16 protein-coding genes are annotated in these 15669 nt (G+C 71.1%); 10 read left to right on the top strand and 6 right to left on the bottom strand.

Features of this window, described 5'->3' with window-relative positions; translation table 11 throughout:
- Nucleotides 1–177 precede the first annotated feature (177 nt).
- Entirely contained in the window at nt 178–1539 is a 1362-nt protein-coding gene (locus ACZ42X_RS28805; RefSeq protein ID WP_468295914.1) for an FAD-dependent oxidoreductase, read from the bottom strand.
- A 172-nt stretch (nt 1540–1711) separates the two neighbouring features.
- On the opposite strand from ACZ42X_RS28805, the gene ACZ42X_RS28800 reads away from it, so the two are divergent.
- Entirely contained in the window at nt 1712–2503 is a 792-nt protein-coding gene (locus tag ACZ42X_RS28800) for a hypothetical protein (RefSeq protein WP_468295911.1), read from the top strand.
- A 27-nt stretch (nt 2504–2530) separates the two neighbouring features.
- Here ACZ42X_RS28800 and ACZ42X_RS28795 read toward each other — a convergent pair whose 3' ends face one another.
- Nucleotides 2531–2821, bottom strand: coding sequence for a helix-turn-helix domain-containing protein (locus ACZ42X_RS28795; RefSeq protein WP_468295909.1), 291 nt, complete (start codon nt 2819–2821; stop codon nt 2531–2533).
- A 50-nt stretch (nt 2822–2871) separates the two neighbouring features.
- Here ACZ42X_RS28795 and map point away from each other — a divergent pair, with 50 nt between their 5' ends.
- From map to ACZ42X_RS28770, 5 genes are all read left to right on the top strand, one after another.
- Complete coding sequence (map, locus tag ACZ42X_RS28790) at nt 2872–3636, top strand: type I methionyl aminopeptidase (RefSeq protein WP_468295906.1); 765 nt, start codon at nt 2872–2874, stop codon at nt 3634–3636.
- 596 nt (nt 3637–4232) lie between these two features.
- On the top strand, nt 4233–4448 hold the full coding sequence (locus ACZ42X_RS28785) for a hypothetical protein (protein ID WP_468295903.1): 216 nt from the start codon (nt 4233–4235) through the stop codon (nt 4446–4448).
- Nucleotides 4449–4563: 115 nt separating this feature from the next.
- The gene (gene recO, locus ACZ42X_RS28780) at nt 4564–5310 is read left to right on the top strand and encodes a DNA repair protein RecO (protein WP_468295901.1); all 747 of its coding nucleotides are present in this window, start codon (nt 4564–4566) and stop codon (nt 5308–5310) included.
- Between the two features lie 25 nt (nt 5311–5335).
- Nucleotides 5336–6196 (top strand): isoprenyl transferase, encoded by an 861-nt coding sequence (locus tag ACZ42X_RS28775; protein ID WP_355355866.1) that lies wholly within the window; start codon nt 5336–5338, stop codon nt 6194–6196.
- Complete coding sequence (locus ACZ42X_RS28770; RefSeq protein ID WP_468295898.1) at nt 6193–6531, top strand: hypothetical protein; 339 nt, start codon at nt 6193–6195, stop codon at nt 6529–6531. Before ACZ42X_RS28775 ends, ACZ42X_RS28770 begins: the two co-directional genes overlap by 4 nt.
- Nucleotides 6532–6607: 76 nt before the next feature.
- Here the strand turns inward: ACZ42X_RS28770 and ACZ42X_RS28765 are convergent, their stop codons facing one another.
- The 4 genes from ACZ42X_RS28765 to ACZ42X_RS28750 all read right to left on the bottom strand — a co-directional run bounded on the left by ACZ42X_RS28765 (nt 6608) and on the right by ACZ42X_RS28750 (nt 9836).
- Nucleotides 6608–7033: a Fur family transcriptional regulator gene (locus ACZ42X_RS28765; protein ID WP_468295895.1), complete on the bottom strand. Its 426-nt coding sequence runs from the start codon at nt 7031–7033 to the stop codon at nt 6608–6610.
- A gap of 91 nt (nt 7034–7124) precedes the next feature.
- Nucleotides 7125–8027 (bottom strand): metal ABC transporter permease, encoded by a 903-nt coding sequence (locus tag ACZ42X_RS28760; RefSeq protein ID WP_468295892.1) that lies wholly within the window; start codon nt 8025–8027, stop codon nt 7125–7127.
- A 2-nt stretch (nt 8028–8029) separates the two neighbouring features.
- The gene (locus ACZ42X_RS28755) at nt 8030–8809 is read right to left on the bottom strand and encodes a metal ABC transporter ATP-binding protein (RefSeq protein WP_468295889.1); all 780 of its coding nucleotides are present in this window, start codon (nt 8807–8809) and stop codon (nt 8030–8032) included.
- A 37-nt stretch (nt 8810–8846) separates the two neighbouring features.
- Nucleotides 8847–9836, bottom strand: a complete 990-nt coding sequence (locus ACZ42X_RS28750; protein WP_468295886.1) for a metal ABC transporter substrate-binding protein — start codon at nt 9834–9836, stop codon at nt 8847–8849.
- 195 nt (nt 9837–10031) lie between these two features.
- On the opposite strand from ACZ42X_RS28750, the gene ACZ42X_RS28745 reads away from it, so the two are divergent.
- From ACZ42X_RS28745 to dusB, 4 genes are all read left to right on the top strand, one after another.
- Nucleotides 10032–11414, top strand: coding sequence for a glycine--tRNA ligase (locus ACZ42X_RS28745; RefSeq protein WP_468295882.1), 1383 nt, complete (start codon nt 10032–10034; stop codon nt 11412–11414).
- A gap of 160 nt (nt 11415–11574) precedes the next feature.
- Complete coding sequence (gene mrdA / locus ACZ42X_RS28740) at nt 11575–13719, top strand: penicillin-binding protein 2 (protein ID WP_468295879.1); 2145 nt, start codon at nt 11575–11577, stop codon at nt 13717–13719.
- A gap of 113 nt (nt 13720–13832) precedes the next feature.
- A complete protein-coding gene (locus ACZ42X_RS28735; protein WP_468295876.1) occupies nt 13833–14015 on the top strand; it encodes a DUF6243 family protein in 183 nt (60 codons plus the stop codon).
- 197 nt (nt 14016–14212) lie between these two features.
- On the top strand, nt 14213–15352 hold the full coding sequence (dusB, locus tag ACZ42X_RS28730) for a tRNA dihydrouridine synthase DusB (RefSeq protein ID WP_468295873.1): 1140 nt from the start codon (nt 14213–14215) through the stop codon (nt 15350–15352).
- Nucleotides 15353–15669 lie beyond the last annotated feature (317 nt).

Below are 15669 nucleotides of genomic sequence, written 5' to 3'. Positions count from 1 at the left end.
CCATCGCCTCGATCGGGCTGCCGCCGGCCCCCCCCCCCCCCCCCACCTCCCCCCCCCCCCCCCCCCCCCCCCCCCCCCCCCCCCCCCCCCCCCCCCCCCCCCCCCCCCCCCCCCCCCCCCCCCCCCCCCCCCCCCCCCCCCCCCCCCCCCCCCCCCCCCCCCTGCGGCACGTACGGCCTACTCGGCGCTCGCGCGCAGCATGCCCTCGCGCTCGACGATCTTCACGCGCTCGCGGCCCTCGGCCTCGCCCAGCGCGCGCTCGGCGGCGTCCAGCCGGTACCAGCCCTCCCACGTCGTGTACTCGACGCCCTTGCCGCGCAGGAAGTCCACGACGGCGTCCTCGCCCGGCGCCTCCGGGGCGAGCAGGCGGCTCTCGCGGTGGTCCTCCAGCAGGTTGGCGACCGTCTCGTTGGCGTCGCCCTTGGTGTGGCCGATGAGGCCGATGGGGCCGCGGCGGATCCAGCCGGTGACGTACGTCGACGGCATCGGCGCGTCGCCCTGGACGACGCGGCCGCCCTCGTCCGGGACGGTGCCGGAGACGGCGTCCCACGGCAGCTTGGGCAGCTCGTCGGAGAGGTAGCCGACCGCGCGGTAGACCGCCTGGACGTCCCAGGTGGTGAACTCGCCCGTGCCCTTCACATTGCCCGTGCCGTCCAGCTCCGTGCGCTCGGTGCGCAGGCCGGTGACCTTGCCGTCCTCGCCGACGATCTCGGTCGGCGACTCGAAGAAGTGCAGGAACAGCTTGTGCGGCCGGTCGCCGATGTCGCGGATCGCCCAGTTCTCCAGCGTCTTGGCGACCATGTCGACCTGCTTGTTGGAGCGCCGGGCCTCGATCGAGCCGCCGTCGTAGTCGATGTCCTCGGGGTTGACGATGACCTCGATGTTCGGGGAGTGGTCCAGCTCCCGCAGCTCCATGGGGCTGAACTTCGCCTGCGCCGGGCCGCGCCGCCCGAAGACGTGGATCTCCTTGGCGCGGTTGGCCTTGAGGCCGTCGTAGACGTTCGGCGGGATCTCGGTCGGGAGCAGCTCGTCGGCGGTCTTGGCGAGGATGCGCGCCACGTCCAGCGCCACGTTGCCCACGCCGAGGACCGCGACCTTCTCGGCCTCCAGCGGCCAGGTGCGCGGCACGTCCGGGTGGCCGTCGTACCAGGAGACGAAGTCGGCGGCGCCGTACGAGCCGTCGAGCCCGACGCCCGGGATGGCCAGCTCGCGGTCCGCCATGGCGCCGGTCGAGAAGATCACCGCGTCGTAGAAGGCCCGCAGGTCGTCCAGGGTGATGTCGGAGGGGTAGTCGACGTTGCCGAAGAGACGTATCTGCGGCTTGTCGAGCACCTGGTGGAGGGCGGTGATGATGCCCTTGATCCGCGGGTGGTCCGGGGCGACGCCGTACCGGATCAGGCCGAACGGCGCCGGCATCCGCTCGAAGAGGTCGATGGAGACGCCCGGGTCGGTGGCGGCCTCGGACTTCAGCAGCGCGTCCGCGGCGTAGATTCCGGCGGGGCCGGCGCCGACGATCGCGACCCGCAGGGGGCGAGGCATGAGGATTCCCTTCGAGCGGTGGGTGGTCTGAGCTGTGGCTTCGTGACACCACTGCTCACCGCACTCTAAGTAAGGCTCACCTCACCTCGGTACCCGCCCCCCGCCTATGACCCCATAAGTCGGCCTTATGGGGTCTCTCGCCTCCGTGCATGAATCGCGCCACGCTGGAGGTATGAACGGTGGAGCGGGCTGGGGCGCCAGACTGATGAACAGCTCCATCACCGGGATGTCCCCGTGGATGCTCTTCTCGCTGCTGGCCGGCCCCGGCCGTTACGTCCTGGCCGCCGGGCTCGCCGCCGCGGTGGCGCTCGCGCTCGTCCTCGTACGGCAACGGCCCGCCTTCCTCGAAGTGGCCGGGCTCGTCCTCTTCGCCGCCCTGACGGTCATCGGCATGATCGTCCTGCCGCCCACGCTGCGCTGGCTGGAGACGTACGCGGACGAGCTCGCCAACCTCACCCTCGTCGCCCTCGCGGCCGGCTCGCTCGCGGTGCGGGCACCGCTGACGACTCCGTACGCGCGCCGGAAGGTGCCCCGGGAGTTCTGGCGCACGCCGGACTTCCTGCGCACCAACGTCGTCATCACGGCGGCGTGGGGCCTCGCCTTCCTGGCCGCGGCCCTCGCGGGCGGGGTCGGCGACCTGCTGCTGCACAACCCCGAGAACCTGTGGACCGGCTGGATCGTCCAGGTCTCGGCGCTCGTCACCGCCGCGCGCTTCACCGAGTGGTACCCCACGTTGGTGCGCGCCCGCCTCGCCCCCGCGACCGAGCCGAGGCCGCGCGTGTCCAGTCTGCTGATGCCCTTCGTGGGGCTGCTGATCCCGATGGGTGTGCTCGTGCTGGTCTTCGGTGCGGCGCCGAGGTGGTTCGCGGTCGCGCTGATGGTGATCGGGGTGGTGCTGGCGCGGGCGCTCAGGGCGGAGGTCGTGATCGAGGAGCGGGAGGGCGAGCGGCACGAGCTGAAGTAGCGCGGGGGAAACGCCCGGCGAGCGCGGTCAGGCCGAGAGCGCCTGCCGCTCCTCGCCCTCGCCCTCGCCCTCGTCGCCGTACGCGCACGCCACCACCAGCTCGTCCAGGGACAGCCCGAGCGCTCCCGCCAACGCCGCCACCGTGAAGAACGCGGGTGTCGGCGCCCGGCCCGTCTCGATCTTCCGCAGCGTCTCCGCGGACACCCCGGCCGCCGCCGCGATCTCCACCATGCTGCGGTCGCCGCGCGCCTCGCGCAGCAGCGCGCCGAACCGCTCTCCGCGCTGCCGTTCCCACGGGGTCAAGGGAGTTCTCACCATGCCCGTGATACTAATACCGGTATAAGAATGGGGAGAGGGGACACCGGAACATGGTGGAGATCAAGAGCGACGCGGCCCTGGACGCGATGCGGGAGGCCGGGCGCGTCGTGGCGCACGCACTCGCCGCCGTACGAGAAGCGGCGGACATCGGGGTGTCCCTGCGGGAACTGGACGAGGCGGCCCGCGCGGTCCTGGCCAAGGCCGGCGCCCGGTCGCCCTTCCTCGGCTACCAGCCGTCCTTCGCGCCCACGCCGTTCCCGGCGGTCATCTGTACGTCGGTCAACGACGCCGTCGTCCACGGCGTGCCCACCGACTACCGTCTGCGCGACGGCGACCTCGTCAGCGTCGACTGCGGCGCGGTCCTCGACGGCTGGACCGGCGACGCCGCGATCAGCTTCACCGTCGGTACGCCCCGCCCCGCCGACGTGGCCCTCATCGACGCCACCCAGCGCGCCCTCGACGCCGGCATCGCCGCGGCCGTCCCGGGCAACCGCGTCGGCGACATCGGCCACGCCATCGGCGCCGTCGCCCGCGCGGCCCGCTGCGGCATGCCCGCGGACTTCGGCGGCCACGGCATCGGCCGCACCATGCACGAGGACCCGCACGTCCCCAACCGGGGCCGCCCGGGCCGCGGCTTCCCGCTGCGCCACGGCCTGGTCCTCGCCATCGAGCCGATGCTCATGGCCGGAGGCGACGACTACCGCACCGGCGAGGACGGCTGGACCCTCCATACGACGGACGGCAGCCGCGCGGCGCACATCGAACACACGGTCGCCATCACGGACGCGGGGCCGCGCGTCCTCACCCTGCCCTAGGCCCTGTCGGCCGATCTTGCCGGGCTCGCATGCTCTGGCACGCGCTCCCCCAGAGCTTCGCCTGGGGGTGCCCCCAGCCGCGTTGTCGTCGGTCGCCAATGGCCCCCGTAGCCCTTCGGGCGACGGGGGAGGCTCCCTCCTCCGCCTTGCAGCTGCACGCCCCAGACCCCGCTCCCTGGTCCGGCCTGATCGACCGGACAGGGCCTAGGCGTTCTCCGCGCCGCCGTCGCGCCGGCGATGGTCCCCCGCAGCTCCACCTCCGCATCGCGCCTGGCGTTGGCCATGGATTAACTCCCCTGGAGGGGTGGGCCTTTGCCTCGAGCCCGCATCTGCCGATGTAACGGATGGGCCGTCACCGCGCGGGCAGAAAGCGGGAAATAGACGGGGAAAGGACGGGGTTGGCGATGGAAGAAGTGAAGCGGCCGTCGATGGCGGGAACCGAGACCGCCGGGGCCATGGAGACGGCCATGGGACCGGCAGTGGAGACGGCCATGGAATCAGCCGTGGAATCGGCCGTGGAAGCGGTGGCCGAATCGCGCGCGGCACGAAGCGGCGCGCCGGCGGACCGCCGCGATGTCGGGGGAAGGGGTCCGGGAATGAGCGTGCCCGTGGGGTCGTACGTCGTGGAGATCAGTACGGGGCGTGTGGGGCGCGTGATGGGGCACGAGGGCCCGTGCCTCCAGCTGAGACCGTACGGGGGCGGACGCGAGTGGGAGTGTCCCGTGGAGGAGGTGCGGCCCGCGACGGACGCGGAGCGGCTCAGCGCGGCGACCGCGTACGCGAACGCCCGCAGCCGCGGCGAGGTGCCGTGACCCCGCCGGTGTGACCGGCCGCCCATGAGGCCCGGCCCCCGGGCCCCGGCCCCCGGGCCCCGGCCCGGGTTCGGCCCCGGGCCCGGCGCCCCGCCGCGTACGGGACAATGACTCCATGACCCTGTTCCGCGACGACGGCATCGTGCTGCGCACCCAGAAGCTGGGCGAGGCGGATCGCATCATCACGATCCTCACGCGCGGCCACGGGCGCGTGCGCGCCGTCGCGCGCGGCGTACGGCGGACGAAGTCCAAGTTCGGGGCGCGGCTGGAGCCCTTCAGCCACGTGGACGTGCAGTTCTTCTCCCGGGGCAGCGAGCTCGTCGGGCGCGGGCTGCCGCTGTGTACGCAGAGCGAGACGATCGCCCCGTACGGCAGCGGCATCGTCACCGACTACGCCCGCTACACCGCCGGGACGGCCATGCTGGAGACCGCCGAGCGGTTCACGGACCACGAGGGCGAGCCCGCCGTACAGCAGTACCTGCTGCTCATCGGCGGGCTGCGGACCCTCTCGCGCGGCGAGCACGCGCCGAACCTGATCCTCGACGCCTTCCTGCTCCGCTCCCTCGCCGTCAACGGCTACGCGCCGTCGTTCGAGGACTGCGCCCGGTGCGGACTCCCCGGGCCGAACCGGTTCTTCTCGGTCGCCGCGGGCGGGGTCATCTGCGGCGACTGCCGGGTCCCCGGCAGCGTCGTACCCTCTGCGGAGGCCGTGGGCCTGCTCAGCGCGCTGCTGACCGGCGACTGGGAGACGGCGGACGCGTGCGAGCCGCGCCACGTCAGGGAGGGGAGCGGACTGGTGTCCGCGTATCTGCACTGGCATCTGGAGCGGGGGCTGCGCTCCCTCCGGTACGTGGAGAAGTGACAAGAGGAAGTAGGAGATGGAGCGCATGGCACGACGCGGATTCCTGGGCCGGTCCCGCCGCGACTACAAGGACCCCGAGCCGCACCCGTCGGGCGCGCGCCCGCCGAAGTTCCCCGGCGAGCTGGTGCCCAAGCACGTGGCGATCGTCATGGACGGCAACGGGCGCTGGGCGAAGGACCGCGGCCTGCCGCGCACCGAGGGCCACAAGGTCGGGGCCGAGCGGGTGCTGGACGTGCTCCAGGGGGCCATCGAGATGGGCGTCGGCGCCATCTCGCTGTACGCCTTCTCCACCGAGAACTGGAAGCGCTCCCCGGACGAGGTGCGCTTCCTGATGAACTTCAACCGGGACTTCATCCGCAAGACCCGCGACCAGCTCGACGAGCTCGGCATCCGGGTCCGCTGGGTGGGCCGGATGCCCAAGCTGTGGAAGTCGGTGGCCCAGGAGCTCCAGATCGCCCAGGAGCAGACCAAGGGCAACGACCGCCTCACGCTGTACTTCTGCATGAACTACGGCGGCCGCGCCGAGATCGCGGACGCGGCGCAGCGGATCGCCGAGGACGTCAAGGCGGGCAGGCTCGACCCGTCGAAGGTCAGCGAGAAGACGATCCAGAAGTACCTGTACTACCCGGACATGCCGGACGTGGACCTCTTCCTGCGGCCCAGCGGCGAGCAGCGCACCTCCAACTACCTGATCTGGCAGAGCGCGTACGCCGAGATGGTCTTCCAGGACGTGCTGTGGCCCGACTTCGACCGCCGCGACCTGTGGCGGGCCTGCCTGGAGTACGCCCAGCGCGACCGCCGCTTCGGCGGGGCCATCCCCAACGAGGAACTGCTGGCGATGCAGGGCCGGCAGGACGAGGGCGGCGAGCGGAGCCCGCAGGCGTGACGTGGGTGCACAGGATCGTCGCGCTCGCGCTGTACCTGTTCGCCCTGCTGGTGATGGGCTTCAGCTTCATGGGGACCATCGAGATGGAGTCGTTCCCCGGGCTGCGGGAGAACCTCACGATCCCCGTGATCGCCGTCGGCGTCTTCGCGGTCGTGGTGGCCGGCGCCGCACTGGTCCTGGCGGGGTACCGCTCCCGCCTGGCCCAGGCCGCGACCGCCTGCGTGGTCCTGCTGCTGGCGTGGCGGGTGTACACGCTGGGGCCGGTGCTGCACTGCTGGAACCACAACAGCGTGGGACGCGGTGACGACGGTACGTACACCTGCTACGACCTCTGACCGGAACACGGCTGTGGCCCGCACCCCCGACTCGCGGGGTGCGGGCCACAGCCGTGTGCCTGGTCGTGTCCTGTGCTCAGTCGTTCTTCAGCGACGCCGCGCACTCCGTGCACGTGCCGAAGATCTCCACCGTGTGCGCCACGTTCACGAAGCCGTGCTCCGCCGCGATCGTCTCCGCCCACTGCTCGACCGCCGGGCCCTCGACCTCGACCGCCTTGCCGCAGACGCGGCACACCAGGTGGTGGTGGTGCTCGCCCGAGGAGCAGCGGCGGTAGACGGCCTCGCCGTCGCTGGTGCGCAGCACGTCCACCTCCCCCGCGTCGGCGAGCGACTGCAGGGTGCGGTAGACCGTCGTCAGGCCCACGGAGTCGCCGCGGTGCTTGAGCATGTCGTGCAGCTCCTGCGCGCTGCGGAACTCGTCCACCTCGTTCAGCGCCGCCGAAACGGCGGCTCGCTGTCGGGTCGACCGGCCGCGTACGCCGGTAGGTCCAGCCGTCGCCACAGGTGCCTCCTTAGCCTCGGCCCGCTCGGAAAGTCGTGAAGTCCGTCGGGCCATTCTGCCAGGCCGTCCCGCGGGGCCCGGCAGACCGTACTCAGCCCTTCGCCGCCTTGACGTCGTCCGCGGCGTCCGCGGGGGCGATGTCGAGGTCGCAGACCTCCGGCGCGGGGCGCTCCGCCGCCCGGGCGCGGCGCCTGGCCAGCGGGGCGGCCAGGGCGGTCAGGACCACGAACACCGCGATGGCCATCAATACGATGGTCGCTCCCGGCGGCACGTCGTTGTAGTACGTCGTGACCGTGCCGGCCAGCGTCACGCCCGTACCGATGAGCACCGCCACCGCGAACGTCGTACGGAAGCTGCGCGACAGTTGCTGCGCCGCCGCCACCGGGACCACCATCAACGCGCTGACCAGCAGCAGGCCGACCACCCGCATGGCGACCGTCACGGTCACGGCGGCGGTGATCGCGACCAGCAGGTTCAGCGTGCGCACCGGCAGGCCGGTGACCCGCGCGAACTCCTCGTCCTGGCTGATCGCGAACAGCTGGCGCCGCAGCCCCAGCGTGACCAGCAGCACGAAGGCCGCCAGCACGCACATCGCGACGACGTCCTCGTCCGAGACGGTCGACAGGGAGCCGAAGAGGTACGAGACGAGGTTGGCGTTCGAGCCGGTCGGGGAGAGGTTGATCAGCATGACGCCGCCGGCCATGCCGCCGTAGAAGAGCAGCGCCAGCGCGATGTCGCCGCGCGTGCGCCCGTACGTCCGGATCAGCTCCATCGTGACGGCGCCGGCGACCGCCACCAGCGTGGCCATCCACACCGGGTTCGCGGACATCAGGAAGCCGAGGCCGACGCCGGTCATGGCGACGTGGCCGATGCCGTCGCCCATCAGGGCCTGGCGGCGCTGCACCAGGTGGATGCCGACGGCGGGCGCGGTGATGCCGACCAGGACGGCCGCGAGGAGCGCCCGTTGCATGAAGGTGTCGTGCAGGAGGTCCATGATCAGGTCAGCAGTCCCGTGCGGAGCGGCTCGTCGGCCGCGTGCGGATGTACGTGGTCGTGGCCGGGCAGCGCGTGCTGGCCGACGGCCTGCGGCGGCGGTCCGTCGTGGACGACGCACCCGTCGCGCAGCACGACCGCGCGGTCGATCAGCGGCTCCAGCGGGCCCAGCTCGTGCAGCACGAGCAGCACGGTCGTGCCGGTCGCGACCTGCTCGCGCAGCGTCGAGGCGAGCACCTCCTGGCTGGTCAGGTCGACGCCCGCCATCGGCTCGTCCATGATCAGCAGGTCGGGCTCGGAGGCGAGCGCCCGGGCGATCAGCACCCGCTGGTGCTGGCCCCCGGAGAGGGCGCCGACGGAGTCCTTGGCGCGGTCGGCGAGGCCCACGAGCGCGATGGCCCGCTCCACGGCCGCCTTGTCGGCCCTGGACGGCCACCTCAGCCTCGTACGCGACAGGCGGCCGGAGGAGACCACCTCGCGGACGGTGGCGGGCACACCGCTCGCGGCGGTCGTGCGCTGCGGTACGTAGCCGACGCGCGCCCAGTCGCGGAAGCGCTTCAGCTCCGTACCGAAGAGGGAGACGGACCCGCCGGTGAGCGGGACCTGGCCGATGACCGAGCGGACGGCGGTCGACTTGCCCGAGCCGTTCGCGCCGAGCAGGGCGACGACCTCACCGCGGTGGACGGTGAGGTCGACGCCGCGCAGCACGGGGCGGGCGCCCAGCGTGGCGGTGGCCGCGCGGACGGATATGACGGGCTCGGATACGGCGGGCTCGCTGCTCACGTCGCTGCCTCCGTTGCGTGCTTGACGTGCGGGGATGTCACTTGCTGCCGAGGGCCTTGCGCAGCGCGGCGAGGTTGGACTCCATCACCTCGATGTAGTCAGCGCCCTTGGACTTGTCCGTGATTCCCTCCAGCGGGTCCAGGACGTCCGTCTTGAGGCCGGCGTCCTTCGCGAGGGTCTTCGCGGTCTTGTCGCTGGCGAGCGTCTCGAAGAAGACCGTCGTGACCTTCTCCGCCTTCGCGACCTCGCGCAGCTCCTTGATCCGGGCGGGGCTCGGCTCGGACTCGGGGTCCATGCCGGAGATGCCCTCCTGGTCCAGCTTGTACCGCTCGGCGAGGTAGCCGAAGGCGGAGTGGGTGGTGATGAAGGTGCGGGTGGAGGTGTTCTTCAGGCCCTCGTCGAACTTCTTGTGCAGGGCGTCGAGCTTCTTCACCAGCTCGGCGGTGTTCTTCTTGTAGTCGGCGGCGTGGGCCGGGTCGGCCTTCTCCAGGGAGGCGCCGACACCCTTGGCGACCTCGGCGTACTTCACCGGGTCCAGCCAGATGTGCGGGTCGGCTCCGGCCTCCTCGCCGTGGTGCTCTTCCTCGCCGTGGTGCTCTTCTTCGCCTTCGTGGCCGTGGTCGTGGCCGCCGGTGGAGGTGGAGTGCTCCTCCAGCTTGGTGAGGGTGGCCGCGTCGACCGTGTTCTCGACGCCCGCCTGCTGGATCGCGTCGTCGACGGCGGGCTGGATGCCCTTGAGGTACAGGATGTAGTCGGCCTGGCCGAGCTCGCGGACCTGGCTCGCCTTGAGCTCCAGGTCGTGCGGCTCGACGCCCGGCTTGGTGAGCGTGTTGACGGTGACGTGGTCGCCGCCTATCTGCTCGGCCAGGAACTGCATGGGGTAGAAGGACGCCACCACGTCCAGCTTGCCGCCCTTCTCCTTGCCCGCGGCGCCCGACGCGTCCGAGCAGGCGGACAGCGTGACCAGGCCCAGGATCACGGCTCCGGTGACGGCGGTGGTGGGTATGAGGCGGCGTCGTACGTTCATGGGATTCATTTTCATCAAAAGTGGAAACGATTGTCAACAAACGTGGTATGTGGCCCAGCCCACCCCCGATTTGATCCAAGGCCCCCGCGCGCCGCTAATCTGAAGCATTCGCCCGCCCGTCTCCCGACCGCCACCCCTCATCGAGGCGCTTCGCGCCGCACCTGTCCATTCCATCGTCGTACTGAAGAGAGCACCGTGGCCGCCGACAAGATCGACACCATCGTCAGCCTGAGCAAGCGCCGTGGCTTCGTCTACCCCTGCAGCGAGATCTACGGCGGTCAGCGGGCCGCCTGGGACTACGGGCCGCTGGGTGTCGAGCTGAAGGAGAACATCAAGCGCCAGTGGTGGCGTTACATGGTCACCTCGCGTGAGGACGTCGTCGGTCTCGACTCGTCGGTGATCCTGGCCCCCGAGGTCTGGGAGGCCTCCGGCCACGTCGCCACCTTCACCGACCCGCTCACCGAGTGCACCTCCTGCCACAAGCGTTACCGCGCCGACCACCTGGAGGAGGCGTACGAGGAGAAGCACGGCCGCCTCCCCGAGAACGGCCTCGCCGGCCTCAACTGCCCCAACTGCGGCAACAAGGGCACCTTCACCGAGCCCAAGCAGTTCTCCGGCCTGCTCTCCACGCACCTCGGCCCGACCCAGGACTCCGGCTCCGTCGCCTACCTGCGGCCCGAGACCGCGCAAGGCATCTTCACCAACTTCGCCCAGGTGCAGCAGACGTCGCGCAAGAAGCCGCCGTTCGGCATCGCGCAGATGGGCAAGTCCTTCCGGAACGAGATCACTCCGGGCAACTTCATCTTCCGCACCCGCGAGTTCGAGCAGATGGAGATGGAGTTCTTCGTCAAGCCGGGCGAGGACGAGCAGTGGCAGGAATACTGGATGGAGCAGCGCTGGAACTGGTACACGGGCCTGGGTCTCCGTGAGGAGAACATGCGCTGGTACGAGCACCCCAAGGAGAAGCTCTCCCACTACTCCAAGCGCACGGCCGACATCGAGTACCGCTTCCAGTTCGGCGGCAGCGAGTGGGGCGAGCTCGAGGGCGTCGCCAACCGCACCGACTACGACCTGTCCGCGCACTCCAAGGCGTCCGGCCAGGACCTGTCGTACTTCGACCAGGAGGCCGGTGAGCGCTGGACTCCGTACGTCATCGAGCCCGCCGCCGGTGTCGGCCGCACCATGCTGGCCTTCCTGCTCGACGCGTACATCGAGGACGAGGCCCCGAACGCCAAGGGCGTCATGGAGAAGCGCACCGTGATGCGCCTCGACCACCGCATCGCGCCGGTCAAGGTCGCCGTGCTGCCGCTGTCCCGCAACGCGCAGCTCTCCCCGAAGGCCAAGGGCCTCGCGGCGGACCTGCGCCAGAACTGGAACATCGACTTCGACGACGCCGGCGCCATCGGCCGCCGCTACCGCCGCCAGGACGAGATCGGCACCCCGTTCTGCGTCACCGTCGACTTCGACACCCTCGACGACAACGCGGTGACCGTGCGCGAGCGCGACACGATGAAGCAGGAGCGCGTCTCCCTGGACCAGATCCAGGGCTACCTCGCGAGCCGCCTCATCGGCTGCTGACGCACCCGCCGCACACGGCCTCGGGCGTCCGCTCCCTCACGGGGGCGGGCGCCCGTCGCGTACGCACGCGGCAGCGGGACCGGTTCATGGATGGATCTTGCCGTCACCTAAGCTCGGGACACAGGGCGGCAGCAGGGCTGTGCAGGGGGGAGCGGAACACGTGACCAACATTCCGGAGACCGGGCGCACTCCGCGCGTGCGGATACGACTCGTCGTCCTCCAGGTGCTGGTGGTCTCCCTGCTCCTGACCCTCGGCGGCCGCCTCTGGTACATGCAGATCCGCAACGGCCAGGAGTACGCCGAGGAGGCGTCCCGCAACCGCGTGCAGCAGGTCGTCCAGCCCGCCGTGCGGGGCTCGATACTCGACGCGCGCGGCGTACCGCTCGCCGACAACGAGACGCGGCTGGTGGTGTCGGCCTCGCGTACCGAGCTGATGAAGATGAAGGACGACGGCAAGGGCGTCCTCACGCGGCTCGCGGGGGTGCTGGGCATGGCACCGAAGGACGTCATGGACAAGGTCCGCCTCTGTGACGCCGAGACCCCGCAGCCGTGCTGGAACGGCTCCCCGTACCAGCCGATCCCCGTCACCGACGAGGCCACCCCGAAGCAGGCGCTCCAGATCCGCGAGCGCGCCGAGGACTTCCCCGGCATCACCGCCGAGCCCACCGCCGTACGCCGCTACACCGCGCCCGGCGGAGCCCGTACCGCCCAGGTCCTCGGCTACCTCTCGCCCGTCACGGACGCGGAGATCGAGAAGGCGAAGCACACCGACTCGCCGTTCCTCCGCTCCGACCAGGTCGGCCGCTCCGGCCTGGAGCGCACCTACGACGAGGCGCTGCGCGGCAAGGCCGGCATCACCCGGTACGAGGTCGACCACCTCGGCCGCGTCCTCGGCGAGGCCCGGCGCGACCCGGCCCGGCCGGGCTCCAACGTCGTCACCTCCATCGACGCGCGCGTGCAGGCGGTCGCCGAGTACGAGCTCAACGAGGCCATGAAGGCCGCCCGCAAGGAGTTCGACCGCAACACCAAGCGGAAGTACGAAGCCGACTCCGGCGCCGTCGTGGTCATGGAGGCCAAGACCGGCCGCGTCGTCGCGATGGCCTCGCTGCCGGACTACGACCCCAACGCCTGGGTCGGCGGCATATCCGCGAAGGACTACGCCAAGCTCACCGGCGGCAAGTCCAACTTCCCGCTGCTCAACCGCGCCATCCAGGGCCAGTCGGCGCCCGGCTCCATCTTCAAGGTCATCCCGACCACCGCCGCCGTCAACGCCGGATACCCCTTCAACGGCCGCTACGACTGCTCCAGCTCGTACTCCATCGGCGACCGGTCCTTCTCGAACTTCGAGTCCAAGGGCTACGGCATGATCGACCTCGGCCGCGCCCTCGAAGTCTCCTGCGACACCGTGTACTACCGGCTGGCGCACGAGGAGTGGCGCAAGGACGGCGGCACCAAGCCGAAGAAGAACGCCAAGGACATCCTCTACACCACCGCCCGCCAGTACGGGCTCGGCAAGGAGACCGGCATCGACCTGCCCAACGAGGTCAGGGGCCGGGTCCCGGACCGCCGGTGGAAGCAGGACTACTGGGAGGCCAACAAGGACGCCTGGTGCAAGCAGGGCAAGAGGAACGGCTCGTACACGCAGCGGATCGCGTACGAGAACTGCGTCTCCTTCAAGGACCTGCGCGCGGGCGACTCCGTGAACTACTCCATCGGGCAGGGCGACACCCTCGTCACGCCGATCCAGATGGCCACCATCTACGCCGCGCTCTCCAACGGCGGCACCCTCTACACCCCGAGCGTCGGCAAGGCGATCGTCAGCCCCGACGGCCGCGCGGTCCAGGAGATCAAGCCCAAGGCGCACGGCAGGCTGCCCGTCGACAAGAAGCTGCTGGAGCAGATGGGCGACGCCCTCGCCGGAGTCGCCACGCGCGGCACCGCCGCCTGGCGGTTCGGCGGCTGGCCGCAGGACAAGATCCCGATGCACGCCAAGACGGGTACGGCCGAGGTCTACGGCAAGCAGACGACGTCGTGGTTCGCCACGTACACCAAGGACTACTCGATCGTCATGACGATCTCCCAGGGCGGTACGGGCTCCGGCGCGTCCGGACCCGCCGTGCGCAACATCTACGACGCGCTGTACGGCCTCGACAAGCAGGGCAACCAGGACCTCGAGCGCGCCCTGCTGCCCCAGCCGCAGAAGACGCTGCCGAAGATCCAGCCGGACGGCACGATCGACGCGCCGCGCGTCCAGCCGTACAAGCCGGTCAGGCCGTCCGGGACGGCGGCCAGGCCGAAAAACTGATGCGCGGCGGGACGCCGGGGGCTACCGTCGACTGCATGTGGTTCTTCCAGATCTACGAGTGAGATCCCCCAGGTACGACGTTCCGATCACTTCTCACCACGTTGGGAGACACCGTGGCCAAGAGCCGTAACAACCTTCTCGGCGTCGGCGGACAGCGCAAGAAGCTGTCCCGCGCCGACCAGCAGGGCTCCGCGCCGGCGCGCGCCGCCGACCGCAGGGCGGCCGCCGACCAGAAGCAGGAGCTGCTGCGCAAGATGCGCGAGCGGGCGGAGGGCAAGCAGCAGCAGGAGAGCTGACGCCGCGCCCCGCACCTACGGGGGACTGCGCGTACGGGGGAGCGGACGGGGGACTGCGCGTACGGGGGACGGAAGGGCTCGGGCGGATCGCCGCCCGGGCCCTTCCGTGTGCCGGGCTCCGGGGACGCCGCCCTCCAGGGATGCCGGGCTCCGGGCGTCCGGCGGGGCGTGTGCGCGGGTGGGTGACAATGGGGGGCATGACCGCGTTCAGTCCTCTCTCCATCGGGCCGCACGTCGTGCAGCCGCCGGTGGTGCTCGCGCCGATGGCCGGCATCACGAATGCTCCGTTCCGCACCCTGTGCCGCGAGTTCAGCGGCGGGAAGGGGCTGTTCGTGAGCGAGATGATCACCACGCGGGCGCTGGTCGAGCGCAACGAGAAGACCATGCAGCTGATCCACTTCGACGCGAGCGAGACGCCCCGGTCGATCCAGCTGTACGGAGTCGACCCGGTGACGGTCGGCAAGGCGGTCCGGATGATCGTCGACGAGGACCTCGCCGATCACATCGACCTGAACTTCGGCTGCCCGGTCCCGAAGGTCACCCGCAAGGGCGGCGGCTCCGCCCTCCCCTACAAGCGCCCGCTGCTGCGGGCGATCCTGAACGAGGCCGTCTCCAACGCCGGTGACCTGCCGGTCACCATGAAGATGCGCAAGGGCATCGACGACGACCACATCACGTACCTGGACGCGGGGCGCATAGCCGTCGAGGAGGGCGTCACCGCCATCGCCCTGCACGGCCGCACGGCCGCCCAGCACTACGGCGGCACGGCGGACTGGGACGCCATCGCCCGGCTGAAGGAGCACGTGCCCGAGATCCCCGTGCTCGGCAACGGCGACATCTGGTGCGCCGAGGACGCGCTGCGCATGATGCGCGAGACCGGCTGCGACGGCGTCGTGGTCGGGCGCGGCTGCCTGGGCCGCCCGTGGCTCTTCGGCGACCTGGTCGGCGCCTTCGAGGGTACGGGCGCCTCGGCGGCGCCCACGCTGCGCGAGGTCGCGGACGTCATGGTGCGGCACGCACAGCTGCTGGGGGAGTGGATCGGCGACGAGACGCGGGGCGTCATCGACTTCCGCAAGCACGTGGCCTGGTACCTGAAGGGCTTCGCGGTGGGCTCGGAGATGCGCAAGCGGCTGGCGGTGACGTCGTCGCTGGACGAGCTGCGCGCTCAGTTGAGCGAGCTGGACCTGGAGCAGGCGTGGCCGCTGGGCGCGGACGGGCCGCGCGGGCGGACGTCCGGCAACAACCGGGTCGTCCTGCCGGACGGCTGGCTCAAGGACCCGTACGACTGCTCCGCGGTCGTGGGCGCGGAAGCCGAACTGGACACGTCGGGGGGCTGAGCGGTCGTCGACGCCGCCGTCGCCGCTCTGGCCCCGCTGTCGCCGCCCGTACCCCCGCCCACCTGCGCTGTTCGGCTGCGGGCTGGGTGGGGTGCGCCCGGCCTGCAGCCGGGCCTGCGGTTCCCGCCGGCACCACCCGCCCCCACCCCGCGCCCCCGCGCCATCCGTGCCGGCGCCGTCGAGTACGCGGGGAAGCGCCTGCGGAGGGAAGTGCCTGCGCGGGGAACGCGCCTCCACCCGCCCCACCACGGTCCGGATGCTGGAATTTTCGGTGATCAGCGCGCGTGATTCTCGCCACCCCTGATAGGGGTTGCGCT

Source organism: Streptomyces sp. NPDC030862, from assembly GCF_055571835.1.
This window is presented reverse-complemented; position numbering and strand designations above follow the sequence as displayed.

What these genes read in the sequence shown, in the direction of transcription:
- ACZ42X_RS28775 (WP_355355866.1), top strand. Translation starts at nt 5,336, where the DNA reads ATGGCACGACGCGGATTCCTGGGCCGGTCCCGCCGCGACTACAAGGAC.
- ACZ42X_RS28795 (WP_468295909.1), bottom strand. Translation starts at nt 2,821, where the DNA reads ATGGTGAGAACTCCCTTGACCCCGTGGGAACGGCAGCGCGGAGAGCGG.
- dusB (WP_468295873.1), top strand. Translation starts at nt 14,213, where the DNA reads ATGACCGCGTTCAGTCCTCTCTCCATCGGGCCGCACGTCGTGCAGCCG.
- ACZ42X_RS28750 (WP_468295886.1), bottom strand. Translation starts at nt 9,836, where the DNA reads ATGAACGTACGACGCCGCCTCATACCCACCACCGCCGTCACCGGAGCC.
- recO (WP_468295901.1), top strand. Translation starts at nt 4,564, where the DNA reads ATGACCCTGTTCCGCGACGACGGCATCGTGCTGCGCACCCAGAAGCTG.
- map (WP_468295906.1), top strand. Translation starts at nt 2,872, where the DNA reads ATGGTGGAGATCAAGAGCGACGCGGCCCTGGACGCGATGCGGGAGGCC.
- ACZ42X_RS28805 (WP_468295914.1), bottom strand. Translation starts at nt 1,539, where the DNA reads ATGCCTCGCCCCCTGCGGGTCGCGATCGTCGGCGCCGGCCCCGCCGGA.
- ACZ42X_RS28785 (WP_468295903.1), top strand. Translation starts at nt 4,233, where the DNA reads ATGAGCGTGCCCGTGGGGTCGTACGTCGTGGAGATCAGTACGGGGCGT.
- ACZ42X_RS28800 (WP_468295911.1), top strand. Translation starts at nt 1,712, where the DNA reads ATGAACGGTGGAGCGGGCTGGGGCGCCAGACTGATGAACAGCTCCATC.
- ACZ42X_RS28760 (WP_468295892.1), bottom strand. Translation starts at nt 8,027, where the DNA reads ATGGACCTCCTGCACGACACCTTCATGCAACGGGCGCTCCTCGCGGCC.